Origin of the sequence: Methanofollis ethanolicus, from assembly GCF_001571385.1 — an archaeon.
Classification (GTDB): Archaea; Halobacteriota; Methanomicrobia; order Methanomicrobiales; family Methanofollaceae; genus Methanofollis; species Methanofollis ethanolicus.
On the sequence record NZ_BCNW01000001.1, the window covers coordinates 1,678,633 to 1,696,219 of the forward strand.

Sequence of the window (17,587 nt, forward strand, 5' to 3'; positions counted from 1 at the left end):
GCGAGCGGTTTTATAGAATGTATCGAACGGTGCAGGAGACGGCCTCCGCGAGAATCGGCCTCCGTCCTCTCAGGAGGGCAATCACTCCCGGCGGGTCCTGAAATTCCCTGCCGGGACCACGACCTCAAAGCGCGCCCCTTCGCCCTCTATCCCTGTCTCCCGGATCGTCATGCCGGTGATCCCCAGGATCTCGCGCACCAGGAAGAGGCCGAGGCCCGAGGCCCGACGACCGAAACCTCTGGTGAAGATCTTCTCTTTCAGGGCAGCGGGGACACCTATCCCATTGTCCTCGAAGACGAGGATGCCCCTGTCGTTCTCTTCATGAAACGAGACGGTGAACTCTGTTGCCCGGTCTCCATGACGGACAGTATTGTCTGCAAGGTTGAAGACGACCTTCTCGAAGAGGGGGTCTGCGAAGACCTCAAATCTCCCGGTATGGACCCGGACCTTCAGTCTCCCGAGGGATGCCTTCTCCCCGGCAAACCTGACGACCTTCTCAACGCACTGCCATTCGGGGACTTTCACGCCCACTTTTTCATAGTCCTGCATGAAGACGACCTGGTCCCTGATCGTCGCGGTCGCGCGGGTCACCAGTCTGGCATATTCCCGCGTCTTTCCGTCTGTCTCCGCCTCTTCCTCGATCAGTCCTGCGTACGCGGCAATGACGCCGACCTGGTTGAGGAGGTCGTGTCTGGTGATGCTGTACAGGAGGTCAAGTTTTTTGTTCGCCTCTTCAAGGGCCTCTCTAGTCCGGTGCGTCTCGGTGATGTCTCTCATTATGCCCGTCGCCCTGATGGGGCGACCGTCCCCATCGCGTGCCGTCACCTTTCCCAGGACATGCACCCACCGCCACGACTTTCCCGGGCATCGTTCCCGGCATTCGACCTCATAGTACGGCATGGCATCGTCTTTCACCTCTTCCATGCTCTGTATCAGCAGAGGGAAGTCGTCGGGATGGATGTGCTCCCGGAGAATTGAGATGTGGGTCTCCTCCTCCGGGGCCGGGGAGGGCCGGTCATGTATGTATCCAGTCATGGATTATCGACAGTTCGCCTGTCGCGACGTCCCAGTCCCAGATGCCCAGGGATCCCCCTTCGATGGCAAGTCTCAACCTCTCCAGAACGATTTTCCGCGCCCTGACCTCGGCCGTGAGTTCACTCCACCGCCGTACAGAGAAGACGGCAAAGCCCACAGAGAGTATGAGGACCACGGTGACGATCTCGTCGACTTCCCACTGTTTGTATTCTGTGGCGAACTCCACGAGCACCTCGAAGGCGTCGATGGACCGGGCTATCAGAAAAAAAGCGACTCCGACTACCGCAAGAACCAGCGCATCGCGTCCGGCACGGGTATGGAAAAAATGAGTGCGGAGCCAGAAGGTGTTCATACCGGATGAACATTTCTCTGACGCAATGATAAATATTTCCAGATATTTGATTTCTTTAAAGAAGACAATAATGTATAAATTCTATTTTTTCGGCTCTGTAGAAACCCTTGCGGAAAAGTACTTCCTGAAGTGATAGGGGAAAAAATTCTTTTCAGACGTGCCTGGTCCCAGGGGGGCTGCCGCCCCCCATACCCCCTGCCATTACGATAGGGGCAGGGATGGCCTCCTCCTCCGGGACTCCGACCCTTTCTTCCCGGGGGCAAAAGTCCCCCGGCGAACAGGAAGGGGAAGGCAGAGGATCAGCACGCACTATCAACCGATGGAGGAGGATTTCTACAAAGCCGATATTGAAGCATTTTTTATCTAAGAGGTCATCCCAAAACTGATCCGAACCTTCATTCACGCCGATGAAAGGACTCACATTCGGTTCTGAAAAATCCAGTTCTGGTGTCTTGTCCGGGGGGTTTCACCCCCCGCCCTCGAAGACTTCGTCTTCTCATGCTCGCTAACGCTCGCACCCCCCCCTCATTGCGAGAGGGGGTGGAGGGCAATCTTCCTTCATCAGGATCTCTGGTCTCTCTTCCCTGACCCTATCCTGTTTCGGGGGTCCGGGGGCGTCAGTCCCCCGGCAGAGAGGTAGGGGAAGGTGGGGGTTTCGCACGATTCTTCAGGGAATTCAGGAAGATATCGACCCGAACATGATATTCTCTCCCGATCCCTGCATGCAGAGATGGGGGGAATGAACGAGAGTTTGGGGATGTGCTCTAAATCTGTCTCTTTCGCTGCTCCGGGTAGGGGAGCACGCTCAGGTAATTCCACTTGCCCAAAGGTAAACAAATTTACTTGTTTGGAGAACAAACAAAATTTAACCGGCGACGGCAAAACAGAGGGTTTATCTCAGATTTTACCCAACAATGAAGGCATGGGACTAATTGAGGACGCAAAGCGCGGCGTCATCACCGAAGAAATGAAGATCGTCGCGGCGAAGGAAGGAGTCACCGAGGACTTCGTCCGCCGCGGCGTGGCCGAGGGCCATATCACCATCCCGGTCTCCCCGTACAGGAAGGTCAAGATCTGCGGTATCGGCGAGGGCCTCCGCACCAAGGTGAACGCCTCCATCGGCACCTCCACCGATATGGTGGACGTGGACCAGGAGATCGAGAAGGTGAAGATGGCCGAGAAGGCCGGTGCCGACACCCTCATGGAACTCTCGACAGGCGGCGACTTCCTGGATATCAGGCGCCGTGTCATCGAGGCGACGACCCTCTCCGTGGGGAGTGTCCCCCTGTACCAGGCCTTCATCGAGGCCGCACAGAAGAAGGGCGGCGTCGTCTTCATGGACCCCGACGACCTCTTCAGGATCACCGCTGAGCAGGCGAAACTCGGCACGAACTTCATGGCCATCCACACCGGCATCAACCTGGAGACGATGAAGAGGCTGAAGAATCAGGGCCGGCACGGCGGTCTGGTCTCCCGCGGCGGTGCGTTCATGACTGCATGGATGCTCCACAACGAGAAGGAGAACCCACTCTATGCTGAGTTCGACTATCTCCTTGAGATCCTGAAGGAGCACGAGGTCACGCTCTCCTTCGGCAACGGCATGCGGGCCGGCGCGGTCCACGACGCCACCGACAGGGCGCAGCTCCAGGAACTGATCATCAATGCCGAACTCGCGGACAAGGCCAACGACTTCGGCGTGCAGACGATCATCGAAGGACCGGGCCACATCCCCCTGGACGAGATCCAGGCGAACGTCGTCGTCCAGAAGCGCGTCACGAACAGGAAGCCCTTCTACATGCTCGGCCCCCTGGTCACCGACATCGCTCCGGGCTACGACGACAGGGTCGCCGCCATCGGCGCATCTCTCTCCTCGGCCTACGGCGCGGACTTCATCTGCTACGTGACCCCGGCAGAGCACCTCGCCCTCCCGACCCCCGAGGAGGTCTATGAAGGCGTGATGAGTTCCCGGATCGCCGCGCACGTCGGCGACATGATCAAGCTGAAGAAGAGGGACGACGACCTCGAAATGGGCCATGCCCGCCGGGACCTCGACTGGGATCGGCAGTTCGCCGTCGCCATGAACCCGGAGCGCGCAAAGAAGATCCGGGACGAGCGGATGCCCGCCGACACCGACGGCTGCACGATGTGCGGCGACTACTGCGCCCTCAAGATCGTGAACAGAAACTTCCACTTCTAAATTTTTTTAGAATCTTTTTTTTCGGGCTGTGCTGGAGCGGCCCGTCCGATCATCACGTACTCACCTCTTACAACAGCGCAGCGGACGGGAACATCGGGAGGGCGTGGTGATCAGACGTGCCACTTCGATTGACCGGCACGGGGTTCTCGAAAGTACGGACACACCGTCAGGCACCGGCTGCAGACCATCTCTGCGTCCCAGGCCATGCGGTTGATCAGCCACTCCGCCAGGGGCGCTCCGGCGTTGCTCCCGAAGAGGACGCCGAAGACGGGTCGCACCGGCGCCGGGATCGTGTGGGTCACGTTCCTGCAGCGGAGGACATCTACTCCCTCTTCAGTCAACGCTCCCGCAGGACAGGCCTTGATGCACCTGTTGCACCGGCGGCATTGGGGCGGCGGCACCGCCGGTCTCTCCACGTGCAGTTCCTTCTCTGTCACCACTGCCCCGAGCGCCACGCGATTTCCCGACTGCGAGGTGATGAGGAGCGTGTTCTGCCCGATGCTCCCCATACCCGCTTCTGCGGCCAGATGCTTCAGGGAGAGATACCCCCTGATCCTCCTGTCCCGCACCCGCACCGGGAAGAAAGACGGAACTGCGATGGAAGAGTGTCCCTCCTCCTCAAGTGCTTTCGCAAGCGAAAAAGCGGTCTCGTCAAGGCGTTCGATGACGCGGTGCAGCCGTTCGGTCTTCTCTCTGCTCGTGAGAGAGAATGTTTTAGCCGGGATTTCCATTCCGAAGACTATGACGGTTTTTGCGGAGGGCAATACGTCCCGGGGATGATATCCCTCCGGTGCAGAGCATTCGGCCACGGCCAGAGTGGCGTAGAGGTCCACTCCTTCGGTGTGGAGGAGGTACTCGAGAGTTTTTTTGGATCTGCGGAGGGGAGAGGACCCGGAGTGCATGGCGGTATTGGATCGACACGTGTTTTTGTTTGTTCTGGTATGGATGGTGACGTGGAAAGTCCGTCGATATTCTGGTGAAAGATGCCCGGGAGCATGTCTCCATAGTATTCGGGGGTTCCGGGGGTCTCCCCCGGCGCGAGGATATCCGCTGAAAACCGGAGAATATGCTCCGGTGAATCGGGCGTATGCCGGACTACCGGCCCATGCACTACACTCCACGGCCGAAAAGACAGAAAGATAACCCCCGCCTCCCAAACTTTCTCCTATGAAACCGGAAAACCAGAAGACTCTCGATGACTTCCTCTCCCATGCCGACACGATGGCCGACGACGTCCTTGCCGAGACCGAGAACTGGCTCGGCACCGTCCCCTTCATCTTCACCGTGATGCGCGAGCGCCCGGAGGCCTTCACCCTCTCCGCCCTCGGCGACTACAAGACCGCACGGCCGGCGAGCATGGACGCAAAGACCGCCGAACTCGTGGCGATCGCCGCCGGTGCCGGTGCCGGTGCCGACAAGTGCATCAAGGTCCATGTCGGTGCGGCCCTCAGGGAAGGGGCGACCCGCGACGAGATCCTGGACACGATCCTCATCGCCGGCGTCATCGGCAAGACGCACGTCCTCGCCTCCTCCCTCCGGGCCTTCAAGGAATCGTTCCCGTGAGTGAGATTGTGGGAAAGTTCTGTTGGACTTTGTAGAATCCCTCATGCTCGCATCGATGTATCCCTCCGACTGCATGAGGGAAAGCACGGGTCCACCGCCTTCCCTATAATCGAGACCGGGGGACTACGCCTCACCCTCGAAGACCTACTGGTCTTCTCGAACTCGCTTCGCTCGCACCCCGCTCAGGATTGGTCGGGGGAAGGGAGAAGTAAATCCGAGGGGAGTGAACTACCATCCCCGTCCCTATCCTAATGATGGGAGGACCGGGGGGTGAAACCCCCCGGCACAAACACGCCCAAACAGGAATTACCATGGAAACCACCTCAGTGCTTTTCAAAGAATCGCTTGAAACTTCGTTTCATGAGCGATTCAACAGAGACTTTTCCCCCATCCCGAAACATCTCCCCTCAAAAGCCTGAGAGATCCTCCAGACCCCGGAGAGATTTCTTTATCCCCGGCCGACCGCGATAGAGTATAGATGAATGCTGTGCGTCCTGAGCAGCCTGCGGCAAAACAGGCATTGCGGGACAGCGTGAAGAAACTCCGCTTCGCCCTCTCCGCAGACGATATCCAGGAAAAAAGCAGGGCCGTCACCGACCGCCTCCTCTCCCTCCTCGACGGGGCCGGGACCGTGATGGTCTACGTCTCGAAGCCCCCCGAGGTTGATACCGCCGGCCTCATCGACGCCCTCCTTGCGCGGGGCACGCGGGTCGTCGTCCCGATCATCGAGAAAGAAACGCATTCCCTCCGCCTCTCCTATATTGAAGACAGGGACGTGCTCGTGGAGAGTACCTTCCATGTGCCCGAACCCATCGGCCATGAGATACCGGCATCCCCCGCCGACCTCGACGCCGTCATCGTCCCCATGGTCGGCTTCGACCGCTCGGGAAACCGCCTCGGCTACGGTGCGGGATATTACGACCGCTTCCTTGCAGAGTGCCCGGAGGCCCGCACGGTCGGCATCGCGTTTGCCTGCCAGGAAGTCGAGACTGTCCCTCACGAACCCTTTGATCGGCAGATGGACGCGATCATTACGGAATCTGAATCCCTTTCCTGCTCCCCACCAGGAGTGCGCACAAAGTTAAAATACAATGACCACTAACTTTGAGTAAATCACTCTGTGAGGGAGTGTCTTATGCAGAAAGAGTATCGGGACCTTACTGTAAAAGAGGCGTATTACGAGGACGCCGGGCGCGGCATCGCGCGTCTCGGCATCGACGTGATGAAGGACCTCGGTCTTGTCTCCGGCGACGTGATCGAGATCCAGGGCAAACAGAAGGCTGCCGCCATCGTGAAGCCGAGTTATCCCGAGGACACGGGAAAAGGCATCATCAGGATCGACGGGACCATCAGGGGCGACGCCCGCGTCGGCATCGACGACACGGTCAGGATCGGAAAAGTCGAGGTGGGCTACGGCCAGAAGGTCGTCATCCAGCCGACCCAGCCGATCCGGCTCGTCGGCGGCGAACAGTTCCTCAAGCGTATCCTGGTCGGCAGGCCGGTCTTCGAGGGTCAGTCCATCCGGGTCAATGTGCTCGGCAACCCCCTGACCTTCGTCATCACCAAGGTGGCTCCGAAGGGGATCGCGATCATCTCTGAGATGACCGAGGTCGAGTTGAAGGAGACGCCGTACAAGCCCGGCGAGGGCGTGCGCAAGGAGGCCACGGGCGTCCACTATGAGGACATCGGCGGCCTCGGCCGCGAACTCGACATGGTCAGGGAGATGATCGAACTTCCGATGCGCCACCCCGAACTCTTCAAGAGGCTTGGCATCGACCCGCCCAAGGGCGTGCTCCTGTACGGCCCGCCCGGCACCGGGAAGACTCTCATCGCCAAGGCCGTCGCCAACGAAGTGGACGCCCACTTCATCTCCCTCTCCGGCCCGGAGATCATGAGCAAGTATTATGGCGAGTCCGAGGAACGCCTGCGCGAGGTCTTCGAAGAGGCGCAGGAGAACGCCCCGACGATCATCTTCATCGACGAGATCGATTCCATCGCCCCAAAACGCGAGGAGACGAAGGGCGAGGTGGAGAGACGGGTCGTCGCCCAGCTCCTCGCCCTCATGGACGGCCTCAAGGCCCGCGGCCAGGTCGTCGTCATCGCCGCCACAAACATCCCGGACGCCATCGACCCGGCCCTCCGCCGCGGCGGCAGGTTCGACCGGGAGATCGAGATCGGCATCCCCGACAAGAAGGGGAGGCTTGAGATCTTCCAGGTCCACACGCGGGGCGTCCCCCTCGCCGAGAACGTTGACCTCCCGCACCTCGCCGACACCACCCACGGCTTTGTCGGTGCGGACATCGCCCTCCTCGTGAAGGAGGCGGCAATGCACGCACTCCGCCAGGTGATCCCGAAGATCAAGATCGAGGAGGAGATCCCGGCCGAATTGATCGAGAACCTCAAGGTCACGGGCGAGGACTTCGACGAGGCCAGAAAGCACGTCGAACCCTCGGCGATGCGCGAGGTGCTCGTCGAGGTGCCGGACGTGAAGTGGGAGAGCGTCGGCGGTCTCGACGACGTGAAGAGCGAACTCTCCGAGGCCGTGGAGTGGCCGCTGAAGTACCCCGAAGTCTTCAGCCGGATGCACACCAAGCCCCCGAAGGGCATCCTCCTCTTCGGCCCGCCCGGCACCGGCAAGACCATGCTTGCCAAGGCGACTGCCAATGAGAGCGAGTGCAACTTCATCTCTGTGAAGGGCCCAGAACTCCTCTCCAAGTGGGTCGGCGAGTCGGAGAAAGGAGTGCGGCAGATCTTCAGAAAGGCGCGGCAGGCGGCCCCGTCGATCGTATTCTTCGACGAGATCGACTCCCTCGTGCCGAAGCGCGGCTCGTACACCAATTCCTCCCATGTGACTGAGAGCGTCGTCTCCCAGCTCCTCACCGAACTGGACGGCCTCGAAGAACTGAAAAACGTGATGGTGCTCGGCGCCACGAACAGGCCGGACATGCTCGACGAGGCCCTGCTACGGCCGGGCAGGCTCGACCGGATCATCTATGTGCCCCCACCCGATGCCGGGAGCAGGAAGAAGATCTTCGAGGTGTACCTGAAGGGCACCGAGGACCTGCTTGCGGCCGACGTGAAGGTCGACGACCTTGTCGCCAGGACAGACGGCTATGTCGGCGCCGATATCGAGGCCGTGGTCAGGGAGGCGAAACTGGCGGCAATGCGCGAGTTCATCGCGGCGATGAAGGACAAGTCGGCAGAAGAGCGGGCCGACGCCATCGGGAATGTGCGGGTCACCGCCAGGCACTTCGACCTAGCCTTCGGGAAAGTGAAAGGGTCTCTCCCGGCCGAGAGGCGCGAGGAGTTCGAGCGCCTCTCCTGGGAGATCCTGTACTCCGGGGAGCAGAAGGGCATTCTCGAAAAAGCGGCGACTCTCGTCAAGCGCGCGGGGCTTGTCGCCGGACGGGGCGACGAGACGGTCAGGACGCTTGTCGAAGAACTGAGGACGGCAAACTATGCACAGAAGAAGGACTTCCCTGCGATCACGGCGCTCTCCGAAAAACTGGAGGCGGCCCTCGGTGCGCAGAAGAAACCAGCCTACGCGGATGTCTCCGGACACCTGCAGGGGAGCTGACCCCACTTCTTTTTTGGAATGATAATTTGAGAATAAATTTGAAACACAAATCGATATATCGTACATTCACTTCGACGGGATAATAGAAATCTATATTAGTAATATACCATTAAAGAAAATTGTGAAGATCAAGTGGCTCCTCCTCATCCTCGGCATCCTCGTCGTTGCAGGGTTCTCCCTCTCCGACCGCATCGCCGATGACCCGGAGTATCTCTCGTCGGGGGTCGCCGATGTCGGCACCATGGCCGCCTCCACTCTCATCTCCTTCGAGCAGTATGAGGCAGCGGCCGCCTGCGCAGACTTCGCGAGCACGGTCGTTCCCGACAACCCCGGGCTTCTGCGGGTGAAAGGAAAGGCCCTGTCGGCACAGGGGAAGTATGACGAAGCGGTCGTCTGCTATGACATGGCCCTCACCACCGGAGAGGGGGATGCAACAACACTCTCGGAGAAAGGGAAAGCACTCATGAAGGCCGGCGACCTTGAAGGCGCCATCGCGGCATGCGCAGATGCCCTCGCTCGCGACCCCGCCGACCTCCCGGCACTCCAGACGGCCGGGGCCTCAAGTCTCCTCCTCGGACAGTACGACGAGGCTGTCGGTTACTACGACCGGATCCTCCAGGCACAACCTGAGAACGCGGCGGCATGGATCAAAAAAGGAGACGCACTCCTCTACATCTCGTTGCAGGAGGAGGAGCAGATGAAGGAGGCGTTCAGGGACATCGGGGGTGCGTCGGGCGGCTCCTCCTTCAGCCCCAACCCGAACGCCTATATGGACGCGATAGAGTGCTTCAACCACGCAATCGCCCTCGACCCGAAGACGGCGCCCCTCCTCGCCACCCGCCTCGTCGCGCGGTCTGAACTCACCGTCCAGACCTGCGAGGACATTGTCAAAAATCTCGGGTAAGATCTCTCTCCCATCTTTTTTATCATCGAAAGCCTCTCCCGGCCCTGTTCTGAGGAGACGAATGTTCGGCTGTGTGAACTACCACGCCCTAAAGGGCGTGGCTTCCTGCTTCATGGACAACACTTGCATCACAGAGATGCGATGGAGAGGTATCGTCTCCACAGGCTCAAAGGGCTGTTCCATCCCCACGCGGTGAATGTTCACCGCGGCATTGTAATCTCGATCGGCAACAAAACCACAGTATGGACATTCATGGACTCTCTCGGAGAGAGTCTTTTTCACGATACTTCCACAGTTCGAGCACATCTGTGATGTGTTCCGGGGATCGACTTTGACGAGTTCCGTACCAGCACTTTCAGCCTTGTACGCAAGATAAGAATAGAACCGTCCCCATGAAGCGTCGTGGATACTCCTGTGCAGTCCTGTAGAGTTGCCTTTCTCCTTCAGACCTTTGATGTCCAGGTCTTCGACACAGATCGTTGCATGGGTGTCAACGTACTGGCGGGAGAGTTTGTGCAGGAAATCTTTTTTCTGGTTCGTGATATGATCATAGACCTTCTCCAGTCTGCTCTTTGCTTTCTTCCAGTTCTGTGAAAATCGTTTCTTCCGGACAATACTCCGCTGGATCTTCTTGATCGTATTCAGTGAGCGCCCATAGAATCGGGGATTTTCGATCACCGCACTGTCACTATCGACTGCAAACGAGTTCAGACCAACATCGATCCCAACAGACCGTCCTTCGCGCTTTGACCCGGAAGCATCCTGCTCTGCCGGAACGATCACGTACCATCTATCACCAGAACGGGTGATCAGGACACCTTTCACCTTCCCGGTGTATGGTCGGTGCATCGTGAACCGGATCGCGCCGATCTTCGAGAATGAGATGGTGCTATGCTCTTTATCAATCTTGAACCCGGACTGTTGTAGTTGAGCGTCCGGTACCGGAATGCGCTCTTGAACCTGAGTTTACCTATCTTTCGCCCCTTCTTCTTTGTCTGCGAGAGTGCAGCGATGTTGCTCCAGAGAGTATAGTTCACCATCTGGAGCACTTTGGAGTACACACCCTTCAGAGACGGATTATCGTCCTTCAGCGAGACGATCCGCGCCTGCGTTCCTCGCATTGTTGGAGCGATCCCGCCCTCCCGTGCCGTGTTGCATTCTTCGAGGAGTGCGTTGTAGAGCCACCTACAGGTATCGAGTGCGGCATTCAGCCGCGTCTCGGTGGTTGCGTCTGGATACGCTCGATACTTGTAGGAAATGATCATAGACACACAAATGTTTCTGGGGAGTGTGATATAATCATTCATTACAGGGTGAAAGTGAAGAAGGGCGGCTCTGCTTTCATCCCCGGCCTGAAGACCCGGGACTTCCCGCTCCGCCCCCTTCACCCCCGCAAGTTAAAATTTCTCATGCATGGACACATGACACCAGGATTTACCATGGAAAACATTTCACGCAGTATGCCTGGGGCGTGCTGCCAACTCATGCTCTATTCCCCAGAACCCGGATTCCCATAAAAAATAAGTACAGGGCGGCATGATTGAGTCTGGTATGTCTGCAAATGTTACCCTGTCCGTCCCCGCCGACGTTCCCGGCACGGCACGGGAGACCTATATCGAGAACTACAGGACAATCACCCACGGATCCGGTCGCCTCATGCTCTTTGCCGGCGACCAGAAGATCGAGCACCTCAACGACGACTTCTTCGGCGAGGGCATCCACGAGGACGACGCCGACCCGGAGCACCTCTTCAGGATCGCGCAGAAGGGGCGCATCGGCGTCTTCGCAACCCAGCTCGGCCTGATCACCCGGTACGGCCGGGACTATCCCGACGTCCCGTACCTGGTCAAGCTCAACTCCAAGACCCACCTGGTGAAGACCGCCCAGAAAGACCCGTACAGCCCGATGATCTCGACAGTCGGGCAGGTCGTTGCCTTCCGCAACCAGACCGGCCTGAAAGTCCTCGGCGTCGGCTACACGATCTATCTCGGCTCCGAGTATGAGTCCGAGATGATGAGGGAAGCGGCCCAGATCATCTTCGAGGCCCACCAGCACGGCCTCGTCACCGTCCTCTGGATCTACCCCCGCGGTGCGGCGGTGAAGGACGAGAAGGACCCTCACCTCATTGCCGGCGCCACCGGCGTCGCTGCCTGCCTCGGCTCCGACTTCGTCAAGGTGAACTCCCCGAAGAAGGAAGGCGCGGTCTCGGCCGAACTCCTGCGCGAGGTGACCCGTGCCGCAGGCAGGACGCAGGTCGTCTGCGCCGGCGGGTCGAGCATCGACGAGACGAAGTTCCTCAAGGAACTGTACGACCAGATCCATACCGGCGGTGCGTCAGGCAATGCAACAGGCCGGAACATCCACCAGAAGTCCCTCGACGAGGCGGTCAGGATGTGCAACGCCATCTCGGCCATCACCATCGACAATGCACCCCTTGAGGACGCCGTCGCGCTCCTGAAGGGCAACTGACCCATTTTTTCTTTTCGCCCCCCTGTACCGGGGCGGTGTTCTTGTGAACTACCCCGGCCTGAAGGGCGGGGCTTCCTGCTTCACCCTCCCTCTACTGAGGCAAGTCCACAGGCTCAACGGTGCGTTCCGCACCTGATACCCCGACAAGGTTCTGTTCTTGCAGGGCAAATTTCTTGATATTGACCGCCGCGTTGACATCGCGGTCGTGATGAATACCACAATCAGGACAGATCCACTCCCTGTCAGAGAGGGTAAGATCCTGTTTGAGATACCCGCATTTGCTACAAATCTTCGAGGAGGGATCGAATCTCCCGATCTTCAGGAGAGTCTTCCCGTACTTCCGACACGTGTATTCCAGCATCGTGAAGAACATACTCCACGAAACATCTCCGAACCCCTGTGCCAGATGATGATTCTTCATCATCCCGCCAACATTCAACGATTCCACTGCAATGGCTTGGTTCTCGCTCACAACTCGAAAAGAGATTTTGTGCAGGAAATCGTTTCTCTGGTTGGCGATCTTTTCATGGCACCGGGCAAGTCTCAGGATCGCCTTCTCCCGGTTCTTCGACCCTTTCACCTTCCGCGACACCCTCTGCTGTAACACCTTCAACCGCTGGAGGGAAGTCTTCAGGTATCGGGGGTTCTCGATCTTCTCTCCCGTAGAGAGGGTTGCAAAGTCCTTCAGCCCGACATCGATCCCAAGAGTAGTGTTCAGAGAGAAGGGTGCAGGTGTCGGTTCGGGTTTCCCGTCATCGACAAGGATACTGACGAACCATTTTCCTGTCGATGTTACAGAGACGGTGGCATACTTCATCTTCCCGGTGAAGACACGGTGGAAGACAGTTCTAATCTTGCTGATCTTCGGGAGTTTGATCCATCTCTGATCGAAGTCCACGGAGTAACTCTGAGGCACCTGAAAGGACTGTACGGGATTCTTCTTTGACTTGAACCGTGGAAATCCTTTCTTCTCACGGAAGAACCGGGTGAAAGCGTTGTCGAGATTTTTGTTGGCACTCTGGAGAGACTGAGAGTTCACTTCCTTGAGCCACGGATGTTCTTCCTTAAGGGCGGGAAGACGGTTGTTCAGGTCGAAACAGGAGAGTTTTTGACCTTCCTGCTCGTATGCCCGGATCTTCTGCTCCAGAGAATGGTTATACACAAACCGGCAGGCATGGATGTGATTCATGAGGAGCGTAACCTGCTCCTCTGAAGGATACATCCGATACTTGCAGGCTTGAAGCATACAAGGCATTATAGAATTTACAACAATATATTGTTGGGGTAATCGCGATCACCAAAAGGGGTTCCGCTGTCATCCCCGGCCTAAAGGCCGGGGTCTGTGCACTTCTGAAGGAAGTGCGCATGTGCACCTCTCTGAGAGGTGCACACTTCCCGCTCCACCCCTTTACCCCGCAAGATAGAGAATTTCGGAGACTGAAGATGACGACACTGCAAGACTATCTCCGGGCGGCAGGCTGCGAAGCCGGGCTGCAGGAACTCATCGAACTCATCGCACGGCAGGCGGGCCCGATCAGGGAGGCCTTCATCACCCATCAGTCCTATGCCGGGAGCGAGAACGTCTACGGCGAGCAGCAGGCGGCGATGGACACCTGGGCCGACGAACGGATCATCGGGGCGGCCCGCGACTCCGGCCTCGTGCGCGAACTCTCCTCCGAGGAACAGGAGGAGGTGCTCACCTTCGCCGGGGCGAAGCAGGACTATGCCATCGTGATGGACCCGATGGACGGGTCGTCCCTGATCCAGACGAACCTCGCGGTCGGGACGATCATCGGGATCTTCGGCAACGGGTCTGTGCGACAGAAGGGACGAAACCTGAAGGCCGCGCTCTACATGCTGTACGGCCCGATGACGACCCTCACCCTGACAATCGGCAAGGGCGTGCAGATCTTTGCGATGGACCATGAGGGTGTCTACCGCCTCCTCGAAGCCGATGTCAGGATGCCGGAGGGCACCCTCTACGGCACCGGCGGGAAGAGGCCTGAGTGGACGGCGCCGCATACCACATTCATCGAGACGATCGAGAAAGAGGGGGCGAAAGTCCGCTACACCGGGTCCTATGTGGCCGACTTCCACCAGATCCTCAAGTATGGCGGGATCTACTGCTACCCTGCCTTGAAGGACAGACCGAAGGGCAAACTCCGCCTGATGTACGAGGCCGTCCCGGTCGGCTTCATCGCCGAGCAGGCCGGAGGCGCGATCACCGACGGCACCCGGAACCTCCTCGACGTGGAACCCGACGACCCGCACCAGCGCACCCCGATCTATGTCGGGTCCGCAGGCATGATCCGGACGGTAAAGGAGATCTTCGGCAGGACGCACGCATGACCGCCGTCACGGTGGTGACGGCAGACATCGGCGGATTCCCGGCCGGCATGAAGGCGCACCCTCTCGTCATCGAGAGGGCCGCACAGGTGCTCAAGAAAGAGCACGGCGGCCTCATCGTCGATTCCTTCGTGACCAGAGTGGGCGGAAGGCTTGCCTGCATCTTCACTCACCAGGACGACCCGCGGATCGCAGACCTTGTCGACCGTGTGATGGTGGAGTGCCGCACCCTTGCAACAGGTTTCGGCCTCGTCGGCCACGGTGAGGCAGGGAGAGCGGACCTTTCCGTCGAGAGCGGGGAGGGCGTGCTCGTCTTCCTCTCCAGCGGGGCGGGGGGAGGGGCCTGGAGCGAGGTGCTCGCCCGTATCTTCGCCGACCCCTACACGACGCCCGCCCTGGTGGACGACCCCCTCCTCCACCGGGGGTTTGCCTTCACCTGCAGTGACGGCGGGGTCTACCCCACGCCGTCCGGCGCCTACGACCTCCTCCAACACATCCGCGGCGGCGCCTCCGTCGTGAAGGTTGAGGGACCGGAGAAGACCGTCGCCACGGCCGGCACAGGCGCCGACCCGGCCCTCCTCCTCGGTACCGGCCGTGGGTGCCCGCCGGTCGCCGGCGTCCTCGCCGCCGTCGCGGCCTCAGGCCTCATGCCGGTCAGCCTCTGCGACGCCGTACCGGTCTGTACAAAAGCCGTCTGCCTGGGATTCGGGGTCCATGACGGCATGCTCATCGGCCCGGCAGACCTCTTCGACGACCCGGCCTTCACCCCGCGGTGAGGCCTCCGGAAAAAACGGTGCAATGGGGTTTTTCCGGCTGATGGAAAGATTAAATACTTTCCACCACCACATAACCTCAGATGGTCAACAGTATTGTTCTGCCAGTGAAAAAAGTTTTTTCGCTCGTTGATTCAAAGATTAGCGTAGAGATCAAGGACGAGGGCCGGAAGCTGCAGGGAAGACTCGTTGCCGTGGACGAGCACCTGAACCTGCACATGGACGAGACGATCGAGTTCACGGGCGACCAGCGGGGACGCAACCTCGGCACCGTCGTCATCAGGGGGAACAATATTCTTACGATCGCACCCCTTATCTGATGGACATGCCATCTGTTGAAGATGAGGCCCTGAGGATCATCCAGTCGAGGCAGGAAGGAGTGCTCCAGAGTGAACTCTGGAAACTCCTCAACATCGACAGCCGGAAATGCTCGCGGGTCGTCAAGAAACTGAGCGATGCCGGCCTCATCGATCGCCTCGAGTACAGAGAGGAGGGGCTCAAGACATACCTGCTGAAGGCACGGCAGCAGGCGGTCGATCCCTCTCTCCTGATGGCAGGAGAAGAGTTGATCCCCTGTATCGGTTGTGACCTGGACTGCAATGTGGAGCAGTGTTCGGTCCTTCTTGACTGGATGTACGAACTGGCAATCAGCGAAGTGAACGAGTAACCTGTCCTTGCCCGGGACGAACTTCCTTTTTTCGGCTCTTGTGAATCGCTCATGCTCTCACCAAGGCACGAGTGCGGCCCGCTGCCGTCCCCATAATCGAAATTGGGGGACGAAGTGCCTTCGAACCCCACATTGGGATTGGGGGTGGGACGGCAATCTCCCCCTTAGCAATCCTCTTCCGGGGTTCTATCCTCATTGCAAGGGTTCGGGATGAAACCTGCGGTGATTCCGTATGGAAAAGGCGATTGATCGGGCTCTCCCATCCCTAATTCTATCCTAATTTTGGGGGTCCGGGGGGCCGCCGCCCCCCGGTGTCTGATTAAGGGATGGCGTTTGTACGGGTGTCACAGGATCTAAATGCCTGTACCGGGGATGAAACCCGCGGTGAGCATGTATGGAGAAGGTAGTGGATCCACGCTTTCACCGGAGGATCAGAGGTATCTCCCACTTTCAACAGAGCAGAAAAATGGAGACCTGATCATCACCGCCGCCGGCGGTACAGGGCCGCCACCATCCACCCCGCAAGCACCACCCCCCCGGCGAGCAGGAGGACCTGCGGCAGGGGCCGGTTAAAAATGGTCGAGAACCCGAACAGGGACTTTTCTGGAGAGATGGCTCCCGGGGCCTCCGCAACAGGGGGCAGTGTTTCGATCGTCCTGACAGGCGGGAGTGTCGGGGGCTGCGTCGGCTGCGTCGATATCACTGCGGCAATCGTTTCGAGGGCGTACATGGATACCCTCTGGTCACCCGTGCCCGTCCCCGAGAGGACAAGGGACCCGTCGTCCGAGATGACGGCCGCGGTGACCGACGCGGGCTGTGTCTCCTTCCAGAGGAGTTCGCCATCTTTCGAGAGCAGATAGACGGCCTGGTCCTGCGATGCCCCGACAACCCGGCCATCAGATGTGATCCCCACATGATGGACGCGGTTGTCTGTCCTGTACTGCCAGAGCAGCGTCCCATTGCTGCTATAGAGGTGAACCCGGTAATCCAGGGACCCGACGGCGATCAGGGCCCCGTCAGGGGATATGGCGACCGATCGAATCCCTTTCCCGGCATCCTTTTTCCAGATCTTTTTGCCGTTCTTGCCCAGCATGTAGACCTGACCGTCGGCACCCGCGGCGACCAGACTGCCGTCGGCCGAGATCGCGACGGCATCGACATCGCCTGTCGTATCATACTTCCATAACTCGCCGGCGCCGCGTCTGAGAAGGCGTACTGTGTCGTCGTCGCTTCCTACGGCGATATATTTTCCATCGGTAGATATGGCCACGCTAAAGGCGAAGTACCCGGAATTCCACCGCCAGTCCAGATCCCCCTCGCGGGTAAAGACCCGCACCAGGTCCGACCCTTCGACGACATAGGCCCCGTCCTTCGAGACCGCAGAACCATAGACCGGGCACCCTGTTTCATGGCTCCAGAGGAGGGTGCCGTTCCGGTCATAATAATACAGGGCCCCGGGCCTGTTTGTCCCGACCGTAAAGGAGGAACCGTCGGGCGCCAGTGCAAGGGTCAGGATCTCGCTCCCGAAGGCATGCTCCCATGTACGGGTCGCCTCGATCTCTCCGGCACTCCCGACCACCACGGCCTGTAGTGCCAGAACAAAGAGAAGAGCAAATAGTGTCCACTTCGGCATGCACGTCCCCCACCTGCTTCTCCCTTCCGACAGCAGAGGAAGAAGAGAGTTTGAGAGAGATCACGCCCCTC

General features: G+C 59.1%; 17 protein-coding genes. 10 read left to right on the forward strand and 7 right to left on the reverse strand.

The genetic code is table 11. The features are described from left to right. Positions 1-81 precede the first annotated feature (81 nt). Together MEFOE_RS08260 and MEFOE_RS08265 are read right to left on the reverse strand one after the other, a co-directional pair. Positions 82-1,035 carry a PAS domain-containing sensor histidine kinase gene (locus MEFOE_RS08260; RefSeq protein ID WP_083523393.1) on the reverse strand — a complete coding sequence of 318 codons (954 nt, stop codon included), beginning with the start codon at positions 1,033-1,035 and terminating at the stop codon, positions 82-84. Next, positions 1,016-1,387 (reverse strand): hypothetical protein, encoded by a 372-nt coding sequence (locus tag MEFOE_RS08265; RefSeq protein ID WP_067050904.1) that lies wholly within the window; start codon positions 1,385-1,387, stop codon positions 1,016-1,018. Before MEFOE_RS08265 ends, MEFOE_RS08260 begins: the two co-directional genes overlap by 20 nt. A gap of 922 nt (positions 1,388-2,309) precedes the next feature. Here MEFOE_RS08265 and thiC point away from each other — a divergent pair. Further along, positions 2,310-3,584: a phosphomethylpyrimidine synthase ThiC gene (gene thiC, locus MEFOE_RS08270; protein WP_067050910.1), complete on the forward strand. Its 1,275-nt coding sequence runs from the start codon at positions 2,310-2,312 to the stop codon at positions 3,582-3,584. Positions 3,585-3,694: 110 nt separating this feature from the next. Here thiC and MEFOE_RS08275 read toward each other — a convergent pair whose 3' ends face one another. Beyond that, positions 3,695-4,315, reverse strand: coding sequence for an epoxyqueuosine reductase (locus tag MEFOE_RS08275; protein WP_153015910.1), 621 nt, complete (start codon positions 4,313-4,315; stop codon positions 3,695-3,697). A 436-nt stretch (positions 4,316-4,751) separates the two neighbouring features. On the opposite strand from MEFOE_RS08275, the gene MEFOE_RS08280 reads away from it, so the two are divergent. The 4 genes from MEFOE_RS08280 (at position 4,752) to MEFOE_RS08295 (ending at position 9,628) form a co-directional block, all read left to right on the forward strand. Then, the gene (locus tag MEFOE_RS08280) at positions 4,752-5,147 is read left to right on the forward strand and encodes a carboxymuconolactone decarboxylase family protein (RefSeq protein ID WP_067050916.1); all 396 of its coding nucleotides are present in this window, start codon (positions 4,752-4,754) and stop codon (positions 5,145-5,147) included. A gap of 478 nt (positions 5,148-5,625) precedes the next feature. Beyond that, on the forward strand, positions 5,626-6,249 hold the full coding sequence (locus MEFOE_RS08285) for a 5-formyltetrahydrofolate cyclo-ligase (RefSeq protein WP_067050920.1): 624 nt from the start codon (positions 5,626-5,628) through the stop codon (positions 6,247-6,249). 33 nt (positions 6,250-6,282) lie between these two features. Beyond that, the gene (locus MEFOE_RS08290) at positions 6,283-8,724 is read left to right on the forward strand and encodes a CDC48 family AAA ATPase (RefSeq protein WP_067050923.1); all 2,442 of its coding nucleotides are present in this window, start codon (positions 6,283-6,285) and stop codon (positions 8,722-8,724) included. Between the two features lie 121 nt (positions 8,725-8,845). Beyond that, positions 8,846-9,628 carry a tetratricopeptide repeat protein gene (locus MEFOE_RS08295; protein ID WP_067050926.1) on the forward strand — a complete coding sequence of 261 codons (783 nt, stop codon included), beginning with the start codon at positions 8,846-8,848 and terminating at the stop codon, positions 9,626-9,628. A 78-nt stretch (positions 9,629-9,706) separates the two neighbouring features. On the opposite strand, the gene MEFOE_RS14470 is transcribed toward MEFOE_RS08295, so the two are convergent. Both MEFOE_RS14470 and MEFOE_RS14475 read right to left on the reverse strand, forming a co-directional pair. Continuing rightward, positions 9,707-10,477: an RNA-guided endonuclease InsQ/TnpB family protein gene (locus MEFOE_RS14470; RefSeq protein ID WP_235809591.1), complete on the reverse strand. Its 771-nt coding sequence runs from the start codon at positions 10,475-10,477 to the stop codon at positions 9,707-9,709. After that, on the reverse strand, positions 10,450-10,893 hold the full coding sequence (locus MEFOE_RS14475; RefSeq protein ID WP_235809592.1) for a helix-turn-helix domain-containing protein: 444 nt from the start codon (positions 10,891-10,893) through the stop codon (positions 10,450-10,452). Before MEFOE_RS14475 ends, MEFOE_RS14470 begins: the two co-directional genes overlap by 28 nt. A 286-nt stretch (positions 10,894-11,179) precedes the next feature. Here MEFOE_RS14475 and MEFOE_RS08305 point away from each other — a divergent pair, with 286 nt between their 5' ends. After that, the gene (locus MEFOE_RS08305; protein ID WP_067050930.1) at positions 11,180-12,097 is read left to right on the forward strand and encodes a beta/alpha barrel domain-containing protein; all 918 of its coding nucleotides are present in this window, start codon (positions 11,180-11,182) and stop codon (positions 12,095-12,097) included. 91 nt (positions 12,098-12,188) lie between these two features. Here the strand turns inward: MEFOE_RS08305 and MEFOE_RS08310 are convergent, their stop codons facing one another. Continuing rightward, the gene (locus MEFOE_RS08310) at positions 12,189-13,319 is read right to left on the reverse strand and encodes a transposase (protein ID WP_235809593.1); all 1,131 of its coding nucleotides are present in this window, start codon (positions 13,317-13,319) and stop codon (positions 12,189-12,191) included. Positions 13,320-13,540: 221 nt separating this feature from the next. Here MEFOE_RS08310 and MEFOE_RS08315 point away from each other — a divergent pair, with 221 nt between their 5' ends. The 4 genes from MEFOE_RS08315 (at position 13,541) to MEFOE_RS08330 (ending at position 15,883) form a co-directional block, all read left to right on the forward strand. Beyond that, positions 13,541-14,446: a class 1 fructose-bisphosphatase gene (locus tag MEFOE_RS08315; protein WP_067050936.1), complete on the forward strand. Its 906-nt coding sequence runs from the start codon at positions 13,541-13,543 to the stop codon at positions 14,444-14,446. Continuing rightward, the gene (locus tag MEFOE_RS08320; protein ID WP_067050938.1) at positions 14,443-15,219 is read left to right on the forward strand and encodes a fructose 1,6-bisphosphatase; all 777 of its coding nucleotides are present in this window, start codon (positions 14,443-14,445) and stop codon (positions 15,217-15,219) included. Before MEFOE_RS08315 ends, MEFOE_RS08320 begins: the two co-directional genes overlap by 4 nt. An 80-nt stretch (positions 15,220-15,299) precedes the next feature. Further along, the gene (locus MEFOE_RS08325) at positions 15,300-15,536 is read left to right on the forward strand and encodes an LSM domain-containing protein (RefSeq protein ID WP_067050941.1); all 237 of its coding nucleotides are present in this window, start codon (positions 15,300-15,302) and stop codon (positions 15,534-15,536) included. Between the two features lie 5 nt (positions 15,537-15,541). After that, positions 15,542-15,883, forward strand: coding sequence for a winged helix DNA-binding protein (locus MEFOE_RS08330; protein WP_067053141.1), 342 nt, complete (start codon positions 15,542-15,544; stop codon positions 15,881-15,883). A 481-nt stretch (positions 15,884-16,364) separates the two neighbouring features. On the opposite strand, the gene MEFOE_RS08335 is transcribed toward MEFOE_RS08330, so the two are convergent. Beyond that, on the reverse strand, positions 16,365-17,516 hold the full coding sequence (locus tag MEFOE_RS08335) for a WD40 repeat domain-containing protein (protein WP_083523394.1): 1,152 nt from the start codon (positions 17,514-17,516) through the stop codon (positions 16,365-16,367). Positions 17,517-17,587 lie beyond the last annotated feature (71 nt).

Coding starts and splice junctions, on each gene's coding strand:
- MEFOE_RS08260 (WP_083523393.1), bottom strand. CDS start 1,035: ATGACTGGATACATACATGACCGGCCCTCCCCGGCCCCGGAGGAGGAG.
- MEFOE_RS08265 (WP_067050904.1), bottom strand. CDS start 1,387: ATGAACACCTTCTGGCTCCGCACTCATTTTTTCCATACCCGTGCCGGA.
- thiC (WP_067050910.1), top strand. CDS start 2,310: ATGGGACTAATTGAGGACGCAAAGCGCGGCGTCATCACCGAAGAAATG.
- MEFOE_RS08275 (WP_153015910.1), bottom strand. CDS start 4,315: ATGGAAATCCCGGCTAAAACATTCTCTCTCACGAGCAGAGAGAAGACC.
- MEFOE_RS08280 (WP_067050916.1), top strand. CDS start 4,752: ATGAAACCGGAAAACCAGAAGACTCTCGATGACTTCCTCTCCCATGCC.
- MEFOE_RS08285 (WP_067050920.1), top strand. CDS start 5,626: ATGAATGCTGTGCGTCCTGAGCAGCCTGCGGCAAAACAGGCATTGCGG.
- MEFOE_RS08290 (WP_067050923.1), top strand. CDS start 6,283: ATGCAGAAAGAGTATCGGGACCTTACTGTAAAAGAGGCGTATTACGAG.
- MEFOE_RS14470 (WP_235809591.1), bottom strand. CDS start 10,477: ATGCACCGACCATACACCGGGAAGGTGAAAGGTGTCCTGATCACCCGT.
- MEFOE_RS14475 (WP_235809592.1), bottom strand. CDS start 10,893: ATGATCATTTCCTACAAGTATCGAGCGTATCCAGACGCAACCACCGAG.
- MEFOE_RS08305 (WP_067050930.1), top strand. CDS start 11,180: ATGTCTGCAAATGTTACCCTGTCCGTCCCCGCCGACGTTCCCGGCACG.
- MEFOE_RS08310 (WP_235809593.1), bottom strand. CDS start 13,319: ATGTATCCTTCAGAGGAGCAGGTTACGCTCCTCATGAATCACATCCAT.
- MEFOE_RS08315 (WP_067050936.1), top strand. CDS start 13,541: ATGACGACACTGCAAGACTATCTCCGGGCGGCAGGCTGCGAAGCCGGG.
- MEFOE_RS08320 (WP_067050938.1), top strand. CDS start 14,443: ATGACCGCCGTCACGGTGGTGACGGCAGACATCGGCGGATTCCCGGCC.
- MEFOE_RS08325 (WP_067050941.1), top strand. CDS start 15,300: ATGGTCAACAGTATTGTTCTGCCAGTGAAAAAAGTTTTTTCGCTCGTT.
- MEFOE_RS08330 (WP_067053141.1), top strand. CDS start 15,542: ATGCCATCTGTTGAAGATGAGGCCCTGAGGATCATCCAGTCGAGGCAG.
- MEFOE_RS08335 (WP_083523394.1), bottom strand. CDS start 17,516: ATGCCGAAGTGGACACTATTTGCTCTTCTCTTTGTTCTGGCACTACAG.